The sequence below is a fragment of the Streptomyces sp. NPDC054794 genome (assembly GCF_053611585.1).
Map to the genome: position 1 here is coordinate 22,131 of NZ_JBSHAQ010000037.1, position 18,145 is coordinate 40,275.

Genomic DNA, 18,145 nt, shown 5'->3' on the forward strand with positions numbered 1-18,145 from the left:
CTCCTTTCCTTCCTCCGCCTACCGGGTTAGCTGACGGGTTCGGAGCAGGAAGGTCTCCTACGCGCGTATACCGGCCGTGGTTACACGGCGGCATTGGCGCGATTCACCCCAAGGTGGTGGTTCCCCGGTTCCCTCGCGGGATTCGGCGCGTGCGCACGGAGCCGACTCTTGTGACGGCTGGGACGACCGCGCTGCGTTATCGAACGTTAATAGACCCAGTGGCCAGATTCCAAGCTCTTCTTCTTGATCGTTAACGAATTTCAGGCGGGACTTAACCCTCCATGAGCGGTGAAAATCGGGCGACTTGACCGCACCCCCGTACGCACCCGGAAGGCCGGCCTCATCTGACGGTGCGTCAGTCGTTATGCGGAGGGCTTCCGTCCGATCACTGTTCGTGACAACGGGCCGGTAGGCGCCCGGGAGGGGACACCCGGGCCGGAAGCACTCAGGGCCGGAATCCATGAACTGGATTCCGGCCCTGAGCCTTCAGTAGCGGGGACAGGATTTGAACCTGCGACCTCTGGGTTATGAGCCCAGCGAGCTACCGAGCTGCTCCACCCCGCGTCGGTGACACCAGCATACGCCATGCGCGGGACGCCCAGCACCAGGGTTTATTCACCGGTCAGTAGATGACGGTTCGGCTCCTTGGCACGGGCCTCGAATTCCGGCAGTACGACGACGTCGACGCCCTCGGCCGCGAGCAGCCCGCTCCCGTCGGCGCCCGCCACGAAGGTGTCCGGCTCCCGCCAGGCCGTGACCACCCGCCGCACCCCGGCGCGCAGGATCAGCCGGGCGCAGGGCGCGGGCCGCGAGGCGCGCCGCGCACAGGGCTCCAGGCTGCTGTAGACGGTGGCGGCGGGCAGCCTCGGGTCGGCGGGATCGATCTTCGCCAGCGCCGCCTCCTCGGCGTGCACGACGGGATCGTCGCCCTCGCGCGAGTACCCGCGCGCCAGCTCCGTCCCGTCGGCGGCCACCACGACCGCGCCCACGCTGAACGCCGTCCCCGAGGGCGGGCACAGCGCCGCCAGCTCGCACGCGATCCGCATCCAGTGCCGGTCGGCCGCGGTGACCGACAGCCCGGTTCCGGGGGCGGTCGGCTCGTAGCGCATCAGGACGACGTCCTCGATCCGGCGCGTCTCCACGAGCCGCAGCCGGCCGCCCTGGTAGCTCCCGGGTCCGAACAGCCGGGGTGCCCGCGGATCCCCGACGAACAACGGCGCGAGGACCAGCTGGAGTTCGTCGGCGAGGCCCTGCTGGAGCAACTGGGTGTGGACGGTGCCGCCGCCCTCGACCATCAGGCGCCGGACGCCGCGCTCCTCGTACAGGTGCGTGAGCAGGGCCGGCCAGTCCAGGTCGGGGCCCAGCGGGACGACGTCGGCCGCGAGACCGAGCCCCCGGGCCCGCTCCGCGCCCTTCTCGGTCGTGTAGAGGACCTTGTCGCCGCCGGTGTGCCAGAACTTCGCGTCCGGGTCCAGGTCGCCGGAGCCGCTGACCGTGACCTTGAGGGGGTACTCCGGCCGTCCGGCCGCGACGCGGGCGGCCCGCCGCTCGGGCGAGTACACCAGCAGGCGCGGGTTGTCCGCGCGGATCGTGCCGGCGCCGATCAGGATGGCGTCGACCGAGGCCCGCACCTCGTCGACGCGGTCGAAGTCGGCCGGTCCGGACAGGAGGAGCCGCTCGGGGCCGGTGTCGTCCAGATGGCCGTCGAGGGAGACGGCGGCGGACAGCAGGACGTACGGGTACGGCATCGGCGCGCTCTCCCTGGTGAAGGTCGGTGAGAAACATGGGCTTGGTTCAAGTTTGAAACAAACTTACACTGGCGGTATGACGACCCGCTGGCTCACCCCCGAGGAGCAGCGCGCCTGGCGCGCGTACATCGCCGCGACGCACCTCCTGGAGGACGCGATCGACCGGCAGCTCCAGCAGGACGCCGGCATGCCCCACCTGTATTACTCCATCCTGGCCAACCTCTCCGAGAGCCCGGAGCGCCGGCTGCGGATGACCGAGCTCGCGGAGCGGTCGAAGATCACCCGCAGCCGGCTGACGTACGCGGTGGCACGCCTGGAGAAGGACGGGCTGGTGCGGCGGGAGGGCTGCCCCTCGGACAAGCGGGGCAGCGTCGCCGCCCTGACCGACGAGGGGATGGCCGTACTGGAGCGCACGGCGCCCGGGCATGTCGACACGGTCCGCGCCCTCCTGTTCGACCGGCTCACCCCGCGACAGGTGGAGCAGCTGGAGGAGATCTTCACGGGGGTCGCGCAAGGGCTCCAGGGCGAGGATCCGGGCGGACCGGCCGGCGATGTGCCGTGGCTGCGGCGCTCGGCACCGTCGTCGCCCTGTTCATGAGTCCCACCACAAAGCTGTTGCTTCAACTTTAAAGCATGGGGTAGGGTCCACAACCGAGGATCTGCTTCAAATCTGAAACAGGCCCCGAAGCAGGTGTCCCTGAAGCAGCACAAGGTCACGGAACCCGGAGAACCCGCATGTCCGACTTCCCCGCCGCCACGCCGCGCGCCCGTGTCCGGGTACCGCTGCGCTTCCAGGACGGCTACGCCGTCGACGCCGAACTCGTCACCTTCCACGGCCTGACGGACGGCCAGGAGCACCTGGCCGTCGTCCTCGGCGACCCCGGCCCGGTCCCGCTGGTCCGCCTGCACTCCGAGTGCCTGACCGGAGACGTCTTCGGCTCCGCCCGCTGCGACTGCGGCCCGCAGCTGCGCGAGGCCGTCGAGCGCATCGCCGACCGCGGCGGCGTTCTGCTGTACCTGCGACAGGAGGGACGCGGCATCGGCCTCTACAACAAGCTCGACGCGTACGCCCTCCAGGACCAGGGTCTCGACACGTACGAGGCCAACGCCGCCCTCGGCCTGCCGGAGGACGCCCGCGACTACACGGCCGCCGCCCAGATGCTGCGCGCCCTGGGCATCGGCGAGCTCGACCTGCTCTCCAACAACCCCGACAAGGCCGAGCAACTGCGCGACCTGGGCATCGAGGTCCGCGACCGCGTCCCGACGGGCGTGTTCACCACCGCCCACAACGTCCGCTACCTGCGCGCGAAGGTGCTGCAGACCCAGCACACGCTGCCGCTGGCGGAGCTCAGCGCGGGCTGACGCCGAAGGCGTTGCCCGGAATCGACGTCGCGGTGCGCGCCGGCGGTCCTGACGTCTCGAAACCGGCGGCTTCCCGGTGTCTCGATGAGACGGCGCCCGAGCCGACCGAAGCCGACCCGAGCGCCGCGTGGCAGGTCAGAGGGGGTGAACCCTCCCCCGCAGCCGTAGGCCCTGTGGGACTCGAACCCACAACCAATGGATTAAAAGTCCACTGCTCTGCCAATTGAGCTAAGGGCCCAGGCGATGTTGCCTCCCCGAGCATAGCCGGACGCGGCCGCGTCTCCGATCGGGTATCGGGGACGCGGCCGCGTCGGGGGTGGCGAAGTGGCCGGAACGGCGCAGGAACCGTCAGGGATCGGCCGGTTCGGGGCTGACTAGAAGAGGCCCTTGTAGCTCTGCCAGCCCGTCCCGATCTTCACCCGTGCCGCGAACGAGCCCCTACCGGTGCCGGTCTGGCGGTACAGGTTGCCCGCGGTGTCCCGCGCGACCAGGTCGTTCTTGCCGTCACCGGTGATGTCCCCGACGCCGACGACCGCGTTGTACGACGCGCCCCAGCCGGAGAAGACCTTCACGCGCCCCTTCAGCCGGCCCGCCCCGGTGCCGTCGTAGCGCCACAGCGTGCCCGACCTGTCCAGCGCCAGGACGTCGCCGAAGCCGTCGCCGTTCAGGTCGCCGGCGCCGACGATCCGCTTGTACGCCGACCACGCCCGGATCTTGACGCCCGCCTTCAGCTTCCCGGCGCCGTCGTTGGCGAACAGATAGACGTCACCGGTCGAAGCCTTGCGCGCCAGCAGGTCGGTACGGCCGTCACCGGTCAGGTCGCCGGGGGCGGTGAGCACGTTGTACGCGTTCCAGCCGGTGCCGAGGGAGGTGTGGCTGTTCGAGGGGGTGTATTCCCAGCCGCACCGGCCCGCGTAGCGCCGCAACTCGCCGTTCGGCATGCGGACCAGCATTTCGGCGCACCGGTCCTTGTCCATGTCGCCGAAGGGGACGGCCACCGTACCGGCGGGCCAGCCGGAGCCGGAGTACGTGGAGCCGAAGGTGCCGTCGCCCTTGGTGTAGTGCAGGCTCAGAGCGCCCGAGGAGTTGAGCGTGACCAACTCGCCGTTGCTGGAGTACCCCTGGTCGTGGAACCCCTGACGGCCGCCGTTGTAGGCCAGTTTGCCGCCCGTGGTGTACGTGCCCCCACCGTCGTCGGCCGTGGCTTGCAGGCTCCAGGTCTTGGGGCCGTTGTAGGGGAAGGCGCCGGAGTCCGTCTTCAGGTCCCAGTTCACCTCGACGTGCGCGCCGCTGCCGGTGAGGGTGCGCTCGGTGTGCCCCAGCGCGTCCTTCACGGTGAAGGTCCAGTGCGCCGGCTTGTTCAACTGCCAGATGCTGTCCCAGTAGTTGACCCCGTTGTTACCCTTCACGTCCACCGAGTCCCCGGCCACGTCCGACTCGATCTTCGCCAGGGACTGCGTGGGCACCCCGCTCTGCACGATCCGGATCGACTTGTCCTCGCCGACGTACGCGATGTCGCCGCCGAGCTTGTCCACCGTCCAGGTCAGCCGCCGCTGGTCGGCGGTCCTCCCGGCCGGCAGGTCGGCGATCGCGCGCGGGGCGGCGGCCGTACCGGAGTGGTAGTCGCTCAGCATCAGCTTGCCGGCTGTCCGGTCGTGCCGGACGAGGTAGCCGTCACCGACGAGGGCGGGGCCGGAGGGCAGCGTGATCTTCTTCTTCGCCGAACGGTCGTACACGCCCGCGGCGCCCGTCGGGCCGCAGTTCCAGTAGATCCAGCGGCCGATGACCTGCAGCTCCTTGACCGTGCAGGGAGCGCCGGTGGAGACGGTCGCGACCGTCTTCTTCGACTCCAGGTCGTACGCGGTCACGACCCCGTTGCCCGAGCCCGGCGTCCACAGCGCCGCACCCCACACGGAGGCGGCCGTGATGCGCCGGGTCAGCCGCACGTCCTCGGTGCGGTAGGGGTGGACCGCGTCGACGTACTGCTTGCCGGTCGAGGACGCCTGGTAGACGTAGTAGCGGCCGGTGGCGTCGACGAAGCGGCCGCCGGTGACCGTCGGCTCGTCCGTGCCGCTCAGCGAGTCCTGGGTCAGGTGGACCTGTGCCACCTGCTTGCCGCTGCCGTCGTCCATGAAGTAGCCGGTGTACGTGTTGCCGAAGGAGCGCAGCGGCACGCAGCCCTGCGAGCCGGCGTCGCACGGCACCCGCTGGACGTGGCTGCCGACCGCGAACACGTCGGCGTAACCACGCGTCGTCTTGGCCAGCACCGTGGAGCCGTCGGCGGAGATCTGCCGACCGATCACCCACTGGTAGCCGCTCGGGGTGTTCTCCACGCTGGTCAGAAAGCCGCCCGCGTAGTCGATGCCCCACACGCCGTCGGTCGTGATCGGCGTGGGGGTGGTGTCCGCGGCCGCCGGGCCCGCGGTGGTCAGCGAGCCGGCGCCCAGTGCGGCCAGGCTCGCGAGAGTCAGGGCGATCCGGCCACGCCGGACCACAAAAGAGCGTGCGCGTACACGCCGAGTCAAAGGGTCCCTCCCCAGGGAAGCAAGAACGGCATGACGGCGGCGATTCCCCCTCGCCCGCTCTGTCCATGCCAAGCAAGTGGATCGTAGCAACCACGTCAGCGGCATCGGTAGGCAAAAAGTGCGCGACGGAAACAACGCAAGGGCCCGCACGAACGAAGTCGTACGGGCCCTTGTCGGTCAGGTCACTCGGCGCGCGCCGGTGGTCTCGGCGTCAGCCGGTGCTCCCGGCGTCAGCCGTTGCGCTTCCAGCGCGGCTTGTCGTCGCGGCGGCCGAAGGAGCCGGTGCCGCCCCGGTGGTCGTCACGACGGCCGAAGGGGCGGTCGTGGCCGGCGGAGCGGAAGCCCGGGCGGTCGTCGCGACGGTCCCGGTTGAACGGGCGGTCGCTGCCACGGTGGCCGCCACGCTCGTCCCGGCGGAAGCCCCCGCGGTCGTCACGGCGCTCGAAGGAACGGCCACCACGGTCGTCACGACGCTCGAACCCACGGTCGCGGCCGAACCCGCCACGCTCACGGTTGTCGCGGTTGTCGCGGTCACGGTTGAAGCCACCGCGGTCGTCACGACGCTCGAAGGAACGGCCACCACGGTCGTCACGACGCTCGCGGCGCTCGTACGACGACGTGGACGCCGGACGCTCCTCGCGGGCGCCACGGTCGAAGTCCCGCGCGGCCGGCTGCTCCGGGACGGAGACCTCGACCGCCGCCTGGACCTCGGCCTCGGCCTGCTCCTGCGCCTGGGCCACCGCCGCCTCCGGGTCCTCGCCCCGCTCGCGGGCGACCCGGGCGACCAGCCGGTCGGCCTCCTCGCGCAGCTCGGACGCGCGCCGCTGCGCACGCTCCAGCTGCTTGGTGAGCTGCGCGACCTCGCGCTCGGCCTGCTGCGCGGCGTTGCCCGCGGACTCGGCCTGGACCTCGGTCATGGACCGGGCGCCGGTGATCTCGGCGACCTCCGGCTCGAAGGCGGCACCGCCCTGGATGATGTGGCGCGCGGCGTCGACGCCCGCGTCCTCCATCAGACGGAAGATCTGACGGCGCTGGTGCGGCAGGGACAGCGAGACGACCGTGCCGGTGCGGCCGGCCCGCGCGGTGCGGCCCGCGCGGTGCAGGTAGTCCTTGTGGTCGCCGGCCGGGTCCACGTTCAGGACCAGGTCGATGCCGTCGACGTGGATACCGCGGGCGGCGACGTCGGTGGCGACGAGGACGTTGACGTAACCGTCCTTGAAGTCCGCCAGCGTGCGGGTGCGCGCGCCCTGGGTCATGCCGCCGTGCAGCGCGTCCGCCTTCACGCCCGCGTCGCGCAGCTGCTCGGCGACACGGTCGGCGCCCAGCTGGGTGCGGACGAAGATGATGGTGCGGCCCTTGCGGGAGGCGATGGCCGCGGTGACCGGCGCCTTGTCCTTGGGCTTCACGATGAGGATGTGGTGCGACATGGTCGTCACCGCGCCCTGCGCCGCGTCCACCTCGTGCGAGACGGGGGCGTTGAGGTAACGGTCGACGAGGGTCTGGATTTCGTTCTCCATCGTCGCGGAGAACAGCATCCGCTGGCCGCCCGCCGGGACCTGGTCGAGCAGCTCGGTGACCTCGGGCAGGAAGCCCAGGTCGGACATCTGGTCGGCCTCGTCGAGAACGGTGATCTGCACGTCCTCCAGGGAGCAGGCGCCGCGGTTGATGATGTCGCGCAGCCGGCCCGGGGTGGCGACGAGGATGTCGACGCCGCGCTCCAGGGCGTAGATCTGGTTGCCCATCGACGTGCCGCCGCAGACGACCTTCATCTTCAGGCCGACGACGTCGCCGTACGGCTGCAGGGCGTCCGCCACCTGCATGGCCAGCTCACGCGTCGGCGTGAGGATGACGGCGCGGGGGCGCTTCTTCTCGGTGCGGCCGCCGGCCAGCGTGGCCAGGGTCGGCAGACCGAAGGAGAGGGTCTTGCCGGAGCCGGTGCGGCCACGGCCGAGGATGTCCTTGCCGACCAGGGCGTCCGGGATGGTCGCGGCCTGGATCGGGAAGGGGACCGTCACGCCGTTCTGCGCGAGCTTGCGCACGACGCCCTCGGGGAGACCGAGGTCGGCGAAGGTGACCTCGGGGGTCTCCTCGACGCCGCTGTCGACGGTCTCCTCGGCGACGAGGGCCTCGGGGGCCTCGACGGCCTCGGGCACGACGGCGTGATCAGTACTGGAAATGGACATGCGAATGCGAAACCTTCCGGAGTCTCGTCGGCACGCGCCCGTCAACTCCGTGATTCGCATTACGACCGCCTCGATGCGGTCCGCCACGGCAAGGGAGAGTACGCGCCACACGGCGCGCTCTGCCTTGGCGCCGGGCAAATGGGATCAAACGATCTACCACCATACGCACCCACCGCCCCCCAAGGCAAACCGAACCCTGGAGACGCTCGTCACGTCGCCGCACCGGCGCTACGGCTCAACACCGGCGACCCGGCCACCGGCGCGGGCTCCCGCTGCACCAGCTGCGGCCCCGTCTCCTCGTGCGCGGACGACGACGGCTCGGCGGTCGGCGGGTCCGTGACCGGCGGCGGCTCGGAGGATGCCGGGGGCTCGGTCACCGGGGGCGTCGGAGTGGGTGTCGGCTGCGCCTTGGTCGGTCCCGGGTCCGTCGGGACCGGCTTGTGCGACGGTCCCGGCCCGGCCGCGGACGCGGATCCGCTGCCCGCCGCCGACGGGCTGGCCGACGCCGACGCGGACTTCCCCGGCTTCGTCTTCCCGCCGTGCTCGTGCTTGCCGTCACCCGCCCGGCCGTCGTACCCCACGCCCCCGCCCGACCACGCGGAACCGCCGTCCGGCGCCTCGCCGCCGCGCTGTCCCGCCGCGTGCGAGGGCGTGGCCCGGCGGCCGTCGTCGTCGCCCACGTTCACACAGCCGGCGGCGGCGGCCGCGATCAGCACCGTGGCGGCCAGACGGACGGGTACGTACAAGGGGCGCACGGCGGCCACCTCCGGGGGAGGATGAAGGAGTCGCCGTGCCCAACTCCCGCCGCCCGCAAGAGGACACGCGGCCCGTTCGAAGCGGACGCCACTCGCGGACGTCTCGCGTGGGCGCCGGTCGCACTCGTGTACGTCTCCGCGTCGGCCCCGGCCGCCGCCGTCAGCCGTATCCGAGGGCGTGCAGCCGCTCGTCGTCGATGCCGAAGTGGTGGGCGATCTCGTGGACCACGGTGACCTCGGTCTCCGCGACGACGTCCGCCCGCGTCTCGCACATGCGCAGCGTCGGCCCCCGGTAGACGGTGATCCGGTCCGGCAGCACGCCCGCGTACCACTCGCCGCGGTCGGTCAGCGGGGTCCCCTCGTACAGCCCGAGCAGCTCGGGGTCGTCGGCGGGCGGTTCGTCCTCGACGAACACCGCGACGTTGTCCATCAGCCGCGTCAACTCCGGCGGGATCCGGTCGAGCGCCTCGGCGACCAGTTCCTCGAACTCCTCGCGCGTCATCTCCAGCACAGGGTCATTGTCCGGTACGGAACGACCGTACGAGAGGCGCCGAGCGGTGCGGGCGACGGCAGCGGAGTCGTGCGAGGTCGGCGGCGGATCCGCACGGGCGTCGGCCGGGCGGGCACGGGCACCGTCGCTCCCGCCCCCGCATACCCGTGCCCCTACTTGGGCATACGGGACCAATGGTCCGCGTCCCCGTCCCCGTCGCAGCCCTGAACCCGTTTCGCCCGAGCCGCTCGCGCCGGGCGTCCCGCGCCCTGCCCACCCTCGAACTCGCCGCCCAGGCACGCCCCTGGGGCCGCGCCCTCGGCCTCACGGCCGTCGTCCTCGTCGGCGCCTGGCTCGGCCTGCTGATCGTCGGGAACGTCCGGGCCCAGGTCGGCCCCATGAACACCACGATGACCCTGCGCCCGTCCCTGGACGGCGGCACGAAGATCAACGTCTCCCCGCTGGGCGCGCTCACGCTCGACAGCCACGTGGCCCCCGTCCGCCTCGACGTCAACGTCGACCAGCTCGACCCGGTCCGCTCACAGGCCCTGATCGACCATCCCGAACGCCTCTCCGGCCTCCAGGAGGAGGTCGCGCGGGACGTCGAACACGGCACGCTCGACCTGGCCGTACGCTCCGGCGTCGCCGTCGTCTCGGGCGCGACGGCACTCGGCCTCGCGGTCTACCGCCGCCCGCGCCGCGCCCTGGCCGCCGGCGGCCTGGCGCTCGCCCTCCTCGCGGCCTCCGGAGCGACGGCGTACGCCACCTGGAACCCGAAGTCCGTGCTGGAACCCCGCTTCTCCGGCCTGCTGTCCTCGGCGCCGTCCCTGGTCGGCAACGCGCGCAGCATCGTCACCGAATTCGACGTCTACCAGAAGGAGTTGGCGCGCCTGGTGACGAACGTGACGAAGCTGTACGACGTCACCTCCACCCTCCCGGCCTACCAGCCGGACCCCAGCACCATCCGGGTGCTGCACGTCTCGGACATCCACCTCAACCCCGCCAGCTGGAAGATCGTCGCGTCGCTGGTGAAGCAGTACGACGTGAACGTGATCGTCGACTCCGGCGACACGATGGATCACGGCACGGCGGCCGAGAACGCCTTCCTGGACCCGATCGCGGAGCTGGGGGTGCCGTACGTCTGGGTCCGCGGCAACCACGACTCACCCGTCACCCAGCGGTACCTGGAACGGATGAAGAACGTGCGTGTCCTGGACGACGGACGGGCCGAGACGGTCGCCGGCCTGCGGTTCGCCGGCATCGGCGACCCGCAGTTCACCCCCGACCGCGCCGTGCGGCCCGGCGGCGACGCGGCGGAGCGGCTGGCCGGGGACCGCCTCGCCTCCGCGCTGCGCGACCAGCGGGCGGCCGGGAGGCCGGTGGACGTGGCGATCGCCCACGAGCCCGCGGCGGCGCGCGAGACGGACGGGGAGGTGCCGCTGGTCCTGGCCGGCCATCTGCACCACGAGGAGACGGAGGTCATGCGGTACGGCACTCGGCTGCGGCTGGAAGGGTCCACGGGCGGCAGTGGGCTGCGGGCCGTGGAGCACAAGTACCCGGCGCCGATCGAGGCGTCGATCCTCTACTTCGACCGGGACACGCGGCGGCTGCAGGCCTGGGACGCGATCAAGCTGGGCGGGCTGGGGCTGACGACGGCCGAGGTCAGCCGCCACCTCCCGGAGGAGAACCAACCAGGGGCCACACCCGGCCCCACGACCCCGTCCGTGCCACCCTCCGGGAGGTCGACGGCCCCGGGCCCGTAAACCGTTTTGGCGATACTCCCCGCCATCCCATATGCTTCTCACGTCCCCGACGCGCTGAGAAGCGCCCAGGCGGGCCGATAGCCCTCATCGTCTAGCGGCCTAGGACGCCGCCCTTTCAAGGCGGTAGCACGGGTTCGAATCCCGTTGGGGGCACGCAAGACCGTGTGCGACACTGTTGCACGCGAACGCTTGGTCCTGTGGAGCAGTTTGGAGTGCTCGCCACCCTGTCAAGGTGGAGGCCGCGGGTTCAAATCCCGTCAGGACCGCTGAGGCTTCCTCGGAAGCCTCGTGGCTGGGTAGCTCAGTTGGTACGAGCGATCGCCTGAAAAGCGATAGGTCGCCGGTTCGACCCCGGCCCCAGCCACCACCGCCCTACCAGGGCGAACACCCCCGCCGGGTCTCCGGTCGGGGGTGTTTTCGTATGCAGCCTCGCAATGCCATTTGCGGTGACCGGTGTGACCGCCGTGGAGAAGTCAAGATTCGGCGCGCCTACTCGAACGCCTCACCTCCAGTTGGGAGAGTCGTCTCCTTGCCGTTTCTTCCTTGATGGACCTCTGGAGCACCTGAATGACCGATATCGAAGTCTTCGGTTGGCAGGCCGACCAGGCCGGCGGATATTATCGCATTCAGCTTCCTCTCCAGGAGCTTGCGGCACGCGGACACACCACTGCGAGCAGTGTCTGCATGCCGGACTTTGTGCGCGATGACGTAAACACGATCGTCATCGGGCAACGTATCTGCCATCCTCACGCCACCCGGCTGTGGCAGGACTTGGCCGCCGAAGGACACAAGCTCGTCTTCGAGATCGATGATGATTTGTGGAACATCGATCCCTCCTCCCCGAGAGACCACAAGTTTTTCGGGGACGAGGAGATCCGAGCCAATCTTCGGCGCAACATCGAGGTCGCGGCGGCAGTAACGGTGACCACCGAACCACTGGCCGATCGCCTGCGGCAGTGGAATCCGAACGTGCACCTCATTCCCAACGCGGTTCCGGACTGGCTCCTCGCCCACCAGCCACGACAGCGCGACGACGGCACCATCACCCTCGGCTGGGGCGGCGGGGCGACCCACCGAATGGACTGGGAACGGCACGGTGGGCAAATCCACCGCTTCCTCGACTCCCACCCTCAAGCAGAGATTCATTGCCTCGGCGTCAATTACGTCGGCATGGTGGGCGTTCCGCAAGAACGCGCCCGGTTCACACCATGGGTGGCCAACGTGGAGGAGTATCTCCGGACCATCGACTACCACGTCGGCATCGCTCCATTGAGAGAGCATATTTTCAATCAGAGCAAATCCGCGCTCAAGGCCATCGAGTGCGGGGCTCTTGGCATCCCCGTCGTCGCGTCCGCCGTGCGGCCCTATCAGGACTACGTCCAAGACGGAATTACCGGGTACCTGGTACGCCACGACGACGAATGGGGGCATTTTTTGAGTGCCCTCGCCCATGACCACGACATGCGCGTGGGAATGGGTGAAGCCGCCCGCGTCCGGGCGGCGCAGCAGACGATCAGTTGCCTGGTGCCGCTCTGGGAGAAGGCGATTTTCGGTTGAAGCCCGACACGAGGAGTAATTCATGACCACGGTGACGGAAAGGGTCGGCAGGCCGAACGGTGCCGAGGCATCGACCGAGATCATCAGGAGGCTGCTCGCCGCCACCTCCACCCGCGACAACGATGTCGCCGCCGTGATCGACGAGCTCGGTGCGGAAGAGACGGCGCACGTACTGTTCGACGAGGTCATCTTCCGGTCCCGCCTCCAGGAGGTCGTCCCCCTTCCGGACGGCAGGACCTCCCTGGTTCTCATGCTCCGCCACCGAGAACGCGGCCAGACGGCCACCATCGCGGTGGGATCCAAGGGACTCGGCGTCCACGACGGATCGACCGAGGGCACCGCCCTGGACGGCGAACTGCCGCCGCCGGTCGTCTCTCAGGAGATGAGCGAGGTGGCACAGGCCCTCTTCGGACCCCGCGAACTCGTCTCGGCGGCCACGCGCACCATCCAGTGGCCCGGTAGCGAGATCATCGCCCGCTCTCTCGGACGCGTGGCCACGCCCCCGTCCTACTACGCCGTGGCGCAGCGCGTGGTGCGGGTCCTGGACCGCCGGGAGCCGGCCGATCTGACGGAGCTCGCCGTCCGGTGCGGTACCGACAAGTGGGGAGCGCTGCACCAGTACCCGCAGCACTACGAGAGGCACTTCGCCCCGCTGCGCGACCACCGGCTGACGATTCTCGAAATCGGGATCGGCGGCTACGACGATCCCGAGGCGGGCGGCGCGTCCCTGCGTATGTGGAAGCACTTCTTCCCACGGGCGCTGATCTACGGGATCGACATCGTCGACAAGCGCCCGCTCGACGCCCCCCGGCTGACGACCGTCACCGCGGACCAGTCGAACCCGGAGCAGCTCACCGCGTTCGCCGAGCGCCACGGGCCCTTCGACATCGTCATCGACGACGGCAGCCACATCAGTCAGGACGTCATCACCACCTTCCGGCACCTGTTCCCCCATGTGCGTCCCACCGGCCTGTACGTCATCGAGGACCTGCACACGGCGTACTGGCCAGGGGTGTTCCACGGAAACGACACGGATCTCAGTGATCCGAACTACACCGTCGGCTTCCTCAAGACGCTGGTCGACGGCCTTCATCACGAGGAGTTCCTCCGTTCCGACGCGCGGGAACCGCTGGCCACCGACCCCCGGATCAAGGGCATGCACCTCTACCGCAACGTCGCGGTGATCGAGAAGGGGCCGAACGCCGAAGGCAGCCCCGTGGCCGACATGCTCCGCGCGGCCAGGAACTCCGGACAGTAACGCCGAACACGGTCATCGCCACGGGGGATTGTTCAGGTTTTGGTTTGTTCTGCGCCCGGCTTGGCACGGCTACCGCGCAGCGCTACGTTTTGGCTGGTCGACCGTGATTTCTGGGGGGCGGGAACGATGAGTCGGGATGAGGCCAGAGCCATTCGGGACACCGAGCTGGAGAAGGACCGGGCACGGTACGGGCTGCTCGCGGTGGTGGTCAGCAATCTGGCGATCGCCGGGGTGGCCATCTTCGGGGTGTGGCGGCTCGACGGGGACAAGGCGGTGATCGTGGGTGTGCTCACGGCCGCGTTCACGGCGGTCAGCACCATGACCACGGCCTACCTCGGCATCAAGGCCGTCTCCAACACCGCCAGGTCGATCGCCCTGGGTGACGGCTCGCGGCTGCGGGAGCCGTCACCGGTGCCGCCGCCGCAGCGCACCCCGTGACGACAGGGTGACGCCCCGGCCGCACCGCCGGAGGCAAAAGCGTTCGCCACGTATTTCGGCGAGGTGAGATCCTGGACGGCGTATGTCTACGCATCCCGCCCCCGCCCTCGGCGCCCTCGCCCCCCGTCTGACCGAGCTCACGCTGCGCGACGCGCACCGACTCGGCCGGAGGCTGGAAGGTGCGCGAAAGATCCGTAAGCCGGAGGCACGAGCCGCCGTCATCGCCGAGATCGAGGCCGAGGTCGCGAAGGCCGAGGTACGGATGGGCGAGCGGCGTGCCCGGGTACCCGAGGTCACCTACCCCGAGCAGCTGCCGGTCAGCCAGAAGAAGGACCTGATCGCCGACGCCATACGCGATCACCAGGTCGTCATCGTCGCCGGTGAGACCGGATCCGGGAAGACCACGCAGATCCCGAAGATCTGTATGGAGCTCGGGCGCGGCGTCCGCGGCATGATCGGGCACACCCAGCCCCGCCGGATCGCCGCCCGTACGGTCGCCGAGCGGGTCGCCGAGGAGCTGCGGACGCCCCTCGGCGAGGCCGTCGGCTGGAAGGTGCGGTTCACCGACCAGGTGGACCCCGAGGCCACGTTCGTCAAGCTGATGACGGACGGCATCCTGCTCGCCGAGATCCAGACGGACCGCGAGCTGCGCGCCTACGACACGATCATCATCGACGAGGCCCACGAGCGGTCCCTCAACATCGACTTCCTGCTCGGCTATCTCGCCCAGTTGCTGCCGAAGCGGCCGGACCTGAAGGTCGTCATCACCTCGGCCACGATCGACCCCGAGCGTTTCTCCCGGCATTTCGGCGACGCCCCGATCATCGAGGTGAGCGGCCGGACGTATCCGGTGGAGGTGCGCTACCGGCCGCTTCTGGAGGAGTATGCCGAGGACGCTGCGGACGCCGACCGGGACCAGATCACCGCGATCACCGACGCGGTCGAGGAGCTGATGGGCGAGGGGAAGGGCGACATCCTCGTCTTCCTGTCCGGTGAGCGGGAGATCCGGGACACCGCGGACGCGCTCACCAAGAAGCAGTACCGCTTCACCGAGATCCTCCCGCTGTACGCCCGGCTCTCGCACGCGGAGCAGCACCGGGTCTTCCAGCCGCACACCGGTCGACGGATCGTTCTGGCCACCAACGTCGCCGAGACCTCGCTGACCGTCCCCGGCATCAAGTACGTCATCGACCCCGGCTTCGCCCGGATCAGCCGCTACAGCCACCGCACCAAGGTCCAGCGGCTGCCCATCGAGCCGGTCTCGCAGGCGAGCGCCAACCAGCGCAAGGGCCGCTGCGGTCGTACGTCCGACGGCATCTGCATCCGGCTGTACGGCGAGGACGACTTCGCCGCCCGGCCGGAGTTCACCGACGCCGAGATCCTGCGGACGAACCTCGCCTCGGTCATCCTGCAGATGACCGCGGCCGGCCTCGGCGACATCGAGAAGTTCCCCTTCATCGACCCGCCGGACCACCGCAACATCCGTGACGGCGTGCAGCTGCTGCAGGAGCTGGGCGCGTTGGACCCGGCGCAGAAGGACCCGCGCAAGCGGCTCACCGACAACGGCCGCAAGCTCGCCCAGCTCCCGGTCGACCCCCGGCTGGCCCGCATGGTGCTGGAGGCCGACAAGAACGGCTGTGTCCGCGAGGTCATGGTCATCGCCGCCGCGCTGTCCATCCAGGACCCGCGCGAGCGCCCCGCCGACAAGCAGACGCAGGCCGATCAGCAGCACGCCCGCTTCCGGGACGAGACGAGCGACTTCCTCGCCTATCTCAACCTGTGGCGGTACGTGCGCGAGCAGCAGAAGGAGCGGGGTTCCTCGTCCTTCCGGCGCATGTGCAAGCAGGAGTACCTCAACTTCCTGCGCATTCGCGAATGGCAGGACATCTACACCCAGTTGCGCACGGTCGCCAAGCAGATGGGCATCCACCTCAACGAGGAGGACGCCGGCGCGGACCGCGTGCACGTCTCCCTGCTCGCCGGTCTGCTCTCGCACATCGGCATGAAGGACGTGAAGGAGTCCAAGGACTCCGGCCCCCGCAAGGAGGGCGGCCGCAACGAGTACCTGGGCGCCCGCAACGCCAAGTTCGCGATCTTCCCGGGCTCGGCCCTCTTCAAGAAGCCCCCGCGGTTCGTGATGTCGGCGGAGCTGGTGGAGACGAGCCGCCTGTGGGCCCGCGTCAACGCCAGGATCGAACCCGAGTGGGTCGAGCCGCTCGCCGAGCACCTCCTCAAGCGGACCTACAGCGAACCGCACTGGGAGAAGGACCAGGCGGCGGTGCTGGCGTACGAGAAGGTCACGTTGTACGGCGTACCGATCGTCGCGCAGCGGAAGGTGAACTACGGCCGGGTCGACCCCGAGCTCAGCCGGGAGCTTTTCATCCGCAACGCGCTCGTCGAGGGCGACTGGCGCACCCACCACAAGTTCTTCGCCGACAACCGCAAGCTGCTGAGCGAGGTCGAGGAGCTGGAGCACCGTGCCCGGCGCCGGGACATCGTCGTCGACGACGAGACGCTGTTCGACTTCTACGACCAGCGGGTGCCCGAGCACGTGGTCTCGGGCGCGCACTTCGACTCCTGGTGGAAGCACAAGCGGCAGGAGCAGCCCGACTTCCTCGACTTCGAACGGGCGATGCTCATCCGGGAGTCGGCGGAGGCGGTCACCAAGGCCGACTATCCCGACACGTGGCGGCAGGGGCAGCTGAAGTTCCGGGTGACGTACCAGTTCGAGCCGGGCGCGGACGCGGACGGTGTGACGGTCCACGTCCCGCTGCAGGTCCTCAACCAGGTCACGGACGAGGGCTTCGACTGGCAGATCCCGGGTCTGCGGGAGGAGCTGGTGACGGAGCTGATCCGGTCCCTGCCGAAGCCGATCCGCCGCCACTACGTGCCCGCGCCGAACTATGCGAAGGCGTTCCTGGACAAGGCGGTGCCCCTGCAGGAGCCGCTGACGGTGACGATGGCGCGCGAGCTGAAGCGCATGGTCGGCGTCCCGTTCACCGCCGACGACTTCGACCGGGCGAAGGTGCCCGACCATCTGCGCATCACCTTCCGGATCGTCGACGAACGGCGCCGCAAGCTGGCCGAGGACAAGGACCTGGAGGCGCTGAGACTGCAACTGAAGCCGAAGGCCCGCCAGGCGCTGTCGCAGGCCGCGGCGGCCACCGCCGAGCGTCAGGGTGGCGAGTCCCTGGAGCGCGCGGGCCTGACCGACTGGACGATCGGCTCCCTGACCCGCGTCTTCGAGACGCGTCGGGCCGGCCAGCCGGTGAAGGCGTACCCGGCGCTGGTCGACGACGGCGACACGGTCTCCGTGCGGCTCTTCGACACGGAGGCGGAGCAGGCGGAGGCGATGTGGAAGGGCACACGCCGGCTGATCCTGCGCAACATCCCGGTCAATCCGGCGAAGTTCGCGTCCGAGAAGCTGACGAACGCGCAGAAGCTCGCGCTGTCGGCGAACCCGCACGGCTCCATCCAGGCGCTGTTCGACGACTGTGCGATGGCGGCGGCGGACAAGCTGGTCGGCGACTTCGGCGGGCCGGTGTGGGACGAGGAGTCGTACCGGAAGCTGTACGACAAGGTGCGCGCGGAGATCGTCGACACGACGGTCCGTACGGTCGCGCAGGTGCAGCAGGTCCTCGCCGCCTGGCAGGCCTGTGAGCGCCGCCTGAAGGCCGTACGCAGCCCCGCCCTGCTGGCGAACCTCGCGGACGTACGCGCCCAGCTGGACGACCTCGTGAAGCCCGGCTTCGTGACGTGGGCGGGGATACGGCGGCTGCCCGACCTGATGCGCTATCTGGTCGCGGCGGACCGGCGTCTCCAGCAGATGCCGACGGGTGTCCAACGGGACACCACGCGCATGGAGAAGGTCCACGAGATGCGGGACGAGTACGCCTGGCTGCTGGAGCAGTTGCCGCAGGGCCGTCCCGTGCCGTCCTCCGTCCTGGACATCCGCTGGATGATCGAGGAGCTCCGGGTCAGCTACTTCGCCCACGCGTTGGGCACGGCGTACCCCGTTTCCGACAAGCGGATCGTCAAGGCGATCGACGCCGAGGTTCCGTAGCCG

At 69.8% G+C, this 18,145-nt stretch carries 12 protein-coding genes, 5 tRNA genes and 1 riboswitch; of the genes, 10 read left to right on the plus strand and 7 right to left on the minus strand.

What is annotated here, in order from left to right; all coding sequences use genetic code 11:
• A riboswitch (cyclic di-AMP (ydaO/yuaA leader) is annotated at positions 1 to 158 on the minus strand.
• Between the two features lie 332 nt (positions 159 to 490).
• Positions 491 to 564: transfer RNA gene (locus ACWGKT_RS32080), tRNA-Met, on the minus strand.
• Between the two features lie 47 nt (positions 565 to 611).
• Complete coding sequence (locus tag ACWGKT_RS32085) at positions 612 to 1,748, minus strand: dihydrofolate reductase family protein (RefSeq protein WP_453276434.1); 1,137 nt, start codon at positions 1,746 to 1,748, stop codon at positions 612 to 614.
• Between the two features lie 76 nt (positions 1,749 to 1,824).
• Here ACWGKT_RS32085 and ACWGKT_RS32090 point away from each other — a divergent pair, with 76 nt between their 5' ends.
• Together ACWGKT_RS32090 and ACWGKT_RS32095 are read left to right on the plus strand one after the other, a co-directional pair.
• Complete coding sequence (locus ACWGKT_RS32090) at positions 1,825 to 2,346, plus strand: MarR family winged helix-turn-helix transcriptional regulator (RefSeq protein ID WP_356156412.1); 522 nt, start codon at positions 1,825 to 1,827, stop codon at positions 2,344 to 2,346.
• Between the two features lie 137 nt (positions 2,347 to 2,483).
• A complete protein-coding gene (locus tag ACWGKT_RS32095) occupies positions 2,484 to 3,110 on the plus strand; it encodes a GTP cyclohydrolase II (protein WP_356156415.1) in 627 nt (208 codons plus the stop codon).
• A 165-nt stretch (positions 3,111 to 3,275) separates the two neighbouring features.
• On the opposite strand, the gene ACWGKT_RS32100 is transcribed toward ACWGKT_RS32095, so the two are convergent.
• The 5 genes from ACWGKT_RS32100 to ACWGKT_RS32120 form a co-directional block, all read right to left on the minus strand.
• Positions 3,276 to 3,348 (minus strand) — tRNA-Lys (locus tag ACWGKT_RS32100).
• Positions 3,349 to 3,484: 136 nt separating this feature from the next.
• Positions 3,485 to 5,635 (minus strand): FG-GAP repeat domain-containing protein, encoded by a 2,151-nt coding sequence (locus ACWGKT_RS32105; protein ID WP_453276435.1) that lies wholly within the window; start codon positions 5,633 to 5,635, stop codon positions 3,485 to 3,487.
• Between the two features lie 230 nt (positions 5,636 to 5,865).
• On the minus strand, positions 5,866 to 7,818 hold the full coding sequence (locus ACWGKT_RS32110) for a DEAD/DEAH box helicase (RefSeq protein WP_453276436.1): 1,953 nt from the start codon (positions 7,816 to 7,818) through the stop codon (positions 5,866 to 5,868).
• A gap of 209 nt (positions 7,819 to 8,027) precedes the next feature.
• Positions 8,028 to 8,573: a hypothetical protein gene (locus tag ACWGKT_RS32115; protein WP_356155706.1), complete on the minus strand. Its 546-nt coding sequence runs from the start codon at positions 8,571 to 8,573 to the stop codon at positions 8,028 to 8,030.
• Between the two features lie 160 nt (positions 8,574 to 8,733).
• Positions 8,734 to 9,084: a metallopeptidase family protein gene (locus ACWGKT_RS32120; protein WP_356155709.1), complete on the minus strand. Its 351-nt coding sequence runs from the start codon at positions 9,082 to 9,084 to the stop codon at positions 8,734 to 8,736.
• 173 nt (positions 9,085 to 9,257) lie between these two features.
• Here ACWGKT_RS32120 and ACWGKT_RS32125 point away from each other — a divergent pair, with 173 nt between their 5' ends.
• From ACWGKT_RS32125 to hrpA, 8 genes are all read left to right on the plus strand, one after another.
• A complete protein-coding gene (locus ACWGKT_RS32125; protein ID WP_453276437.1) occupies positions 9,258 to 10,826 on the plus strand; it encodes a metallophosphoesterase family protein in 1,569 nt (522 codons plus the stop codon).
• An 80-nt stretch (positions 10,827 to 10,906) separates the two neighbouring features.
• Positions 10,907 to 10,979 (plus strand) — tRNA-Glu (locus ACWGKT_RS32130).
• A 38-nt stretch (positions 10,980 to 11,017) separates the two neighbouring features.
• Positions 11,018 to 11,092, plus strand: a tRNA-Asp gene (locus tag ACWGKT_RS32135).
• 24 nt (positions 11,093 to 11,116) lie between these two features.
• Positions 11,117 to 11,193, plus strand: a tRNA-Phe gene (locus ACWGKT_RS32140).
• Positions 11,194 to 11,393: 200 nt separating this feature from the next.
• Positions 11,394 to 12,383, plus strand: coding sequence for a glycosyltransferase (locus tag ACWGKT_RS32145; RefSeq protein ID WP_453276438.1), 990 nt, complete (start codon positions 11,394 to 11,396; stop codon positions 12,381 to 12,383).
• 22 nt (positions 12,384 to 12,405) lie between these two features.
• Positions 12,406 to 13,641: a hypothetical protein gene (locus tag ACWGKT_RS32150; protein WP_453276439.1), complete on the plus strand. Its 1,236-nt coding sequence runs from the start codon at positions 12,406 to 12,408 to the stop codon at positions 13,639 to 13,641.
• 126 nt (positions 13,642 to 13,767) lie between these two features.
• Positions 13,768 to 14,079: a 6TM ABC transporter family protein gene (locus ACWGKT_RS32155; protein WP_356155719.1), complete on the plus strand. Its 312-nt coding sequence runs from the start codon at positions 13,768 to 13,770 to the stop codon at positions 14,077 to 14,079.
• Positions 14,080 to 14,161: 82 nt separating this feature from the next.
• Positions 14,162 to 18,142, plus strand: coding sequence for an ATP-dependent RNA helicase HrpA (hrpA, locus tag ACWGKT_RS32160; RefSeq protein ID WP_453276440.1), 3,981 nt, complete (start codon positions 14,162 to 14,164; stop codon positions 18,140 to 18,142).
• The last annotated feature ends 3 nt before the right edge of the window (positions 18,143 to 18,145 follow it).

Bases quoted from the DNA above. Each gene is read 5' to 3' on its own strand.
- ACWGKT_RS32085 (WP_453276434.1), bottom strand. From the start codon at position 1,748: ATGCCGTACCCGTACGTCCTGCTGTCCGCCGCCGTCTCCCTCGACGGC.
- ACWGKT_RS32090 (WP_356156412.1), top strand. From the start codon at position 1,825: ATGACGACCCGCTGGCTCACCCCCGAGGAGCAGCGCGCCTGGCGCGCG.
- ACWGKT_RS32095 (WP_356156415.1), top strand. From the start codon at position 2,484: ATGTCCGACTTCCCCGCCGCCACGCCGCGCGCCCGTGTCCGGGTACCG.
- ACWGKT_RS32110 (WP_453276436.1), bottom strand. From the start codon at position 7,818: ATGTCCATTTCCAGTACTGATCACGCCGTCGTGCCCGAGGCCGTCGAG.
- ACWGKT_RS32125 (WP_453276437.1), top strand. From the start codon at position 9,258: ATGGTCCGCGTCCCCGTCCCCGTCGCAGCCCTGAACCCGTTTCGCCCG.
- ACWGKT_RS32145 (WP_453276438.1), top strand. From the start codon at position 11,394: ATGACCGATATCGAAGTCTTCGGTTGGCAGGCCGACCAGGCCGGCGGA.
- ACWGKT_RS32150 (WP_453276439.1), top strand. From the start codon at position 12,406: ATGACCACGGTGACGGAAAGGGTCGGCAGGCCGAACGGTGCCGAGGCA.
- ACWGKT_RS32155 (WP_356155719.1), top strand. From the start codon at position 13,768: ATGAGTCGGGATGAGGCCAGAGCCATTCGGGACACCGAGCTGGAGAAG.
- hrpA (WP_453276440.1), top strand. From the start codon at position 14,162: ATGTCTACGCATCCCGCCCCCGCCCTCGGCGCCCTCGCCCCCCGTCTG.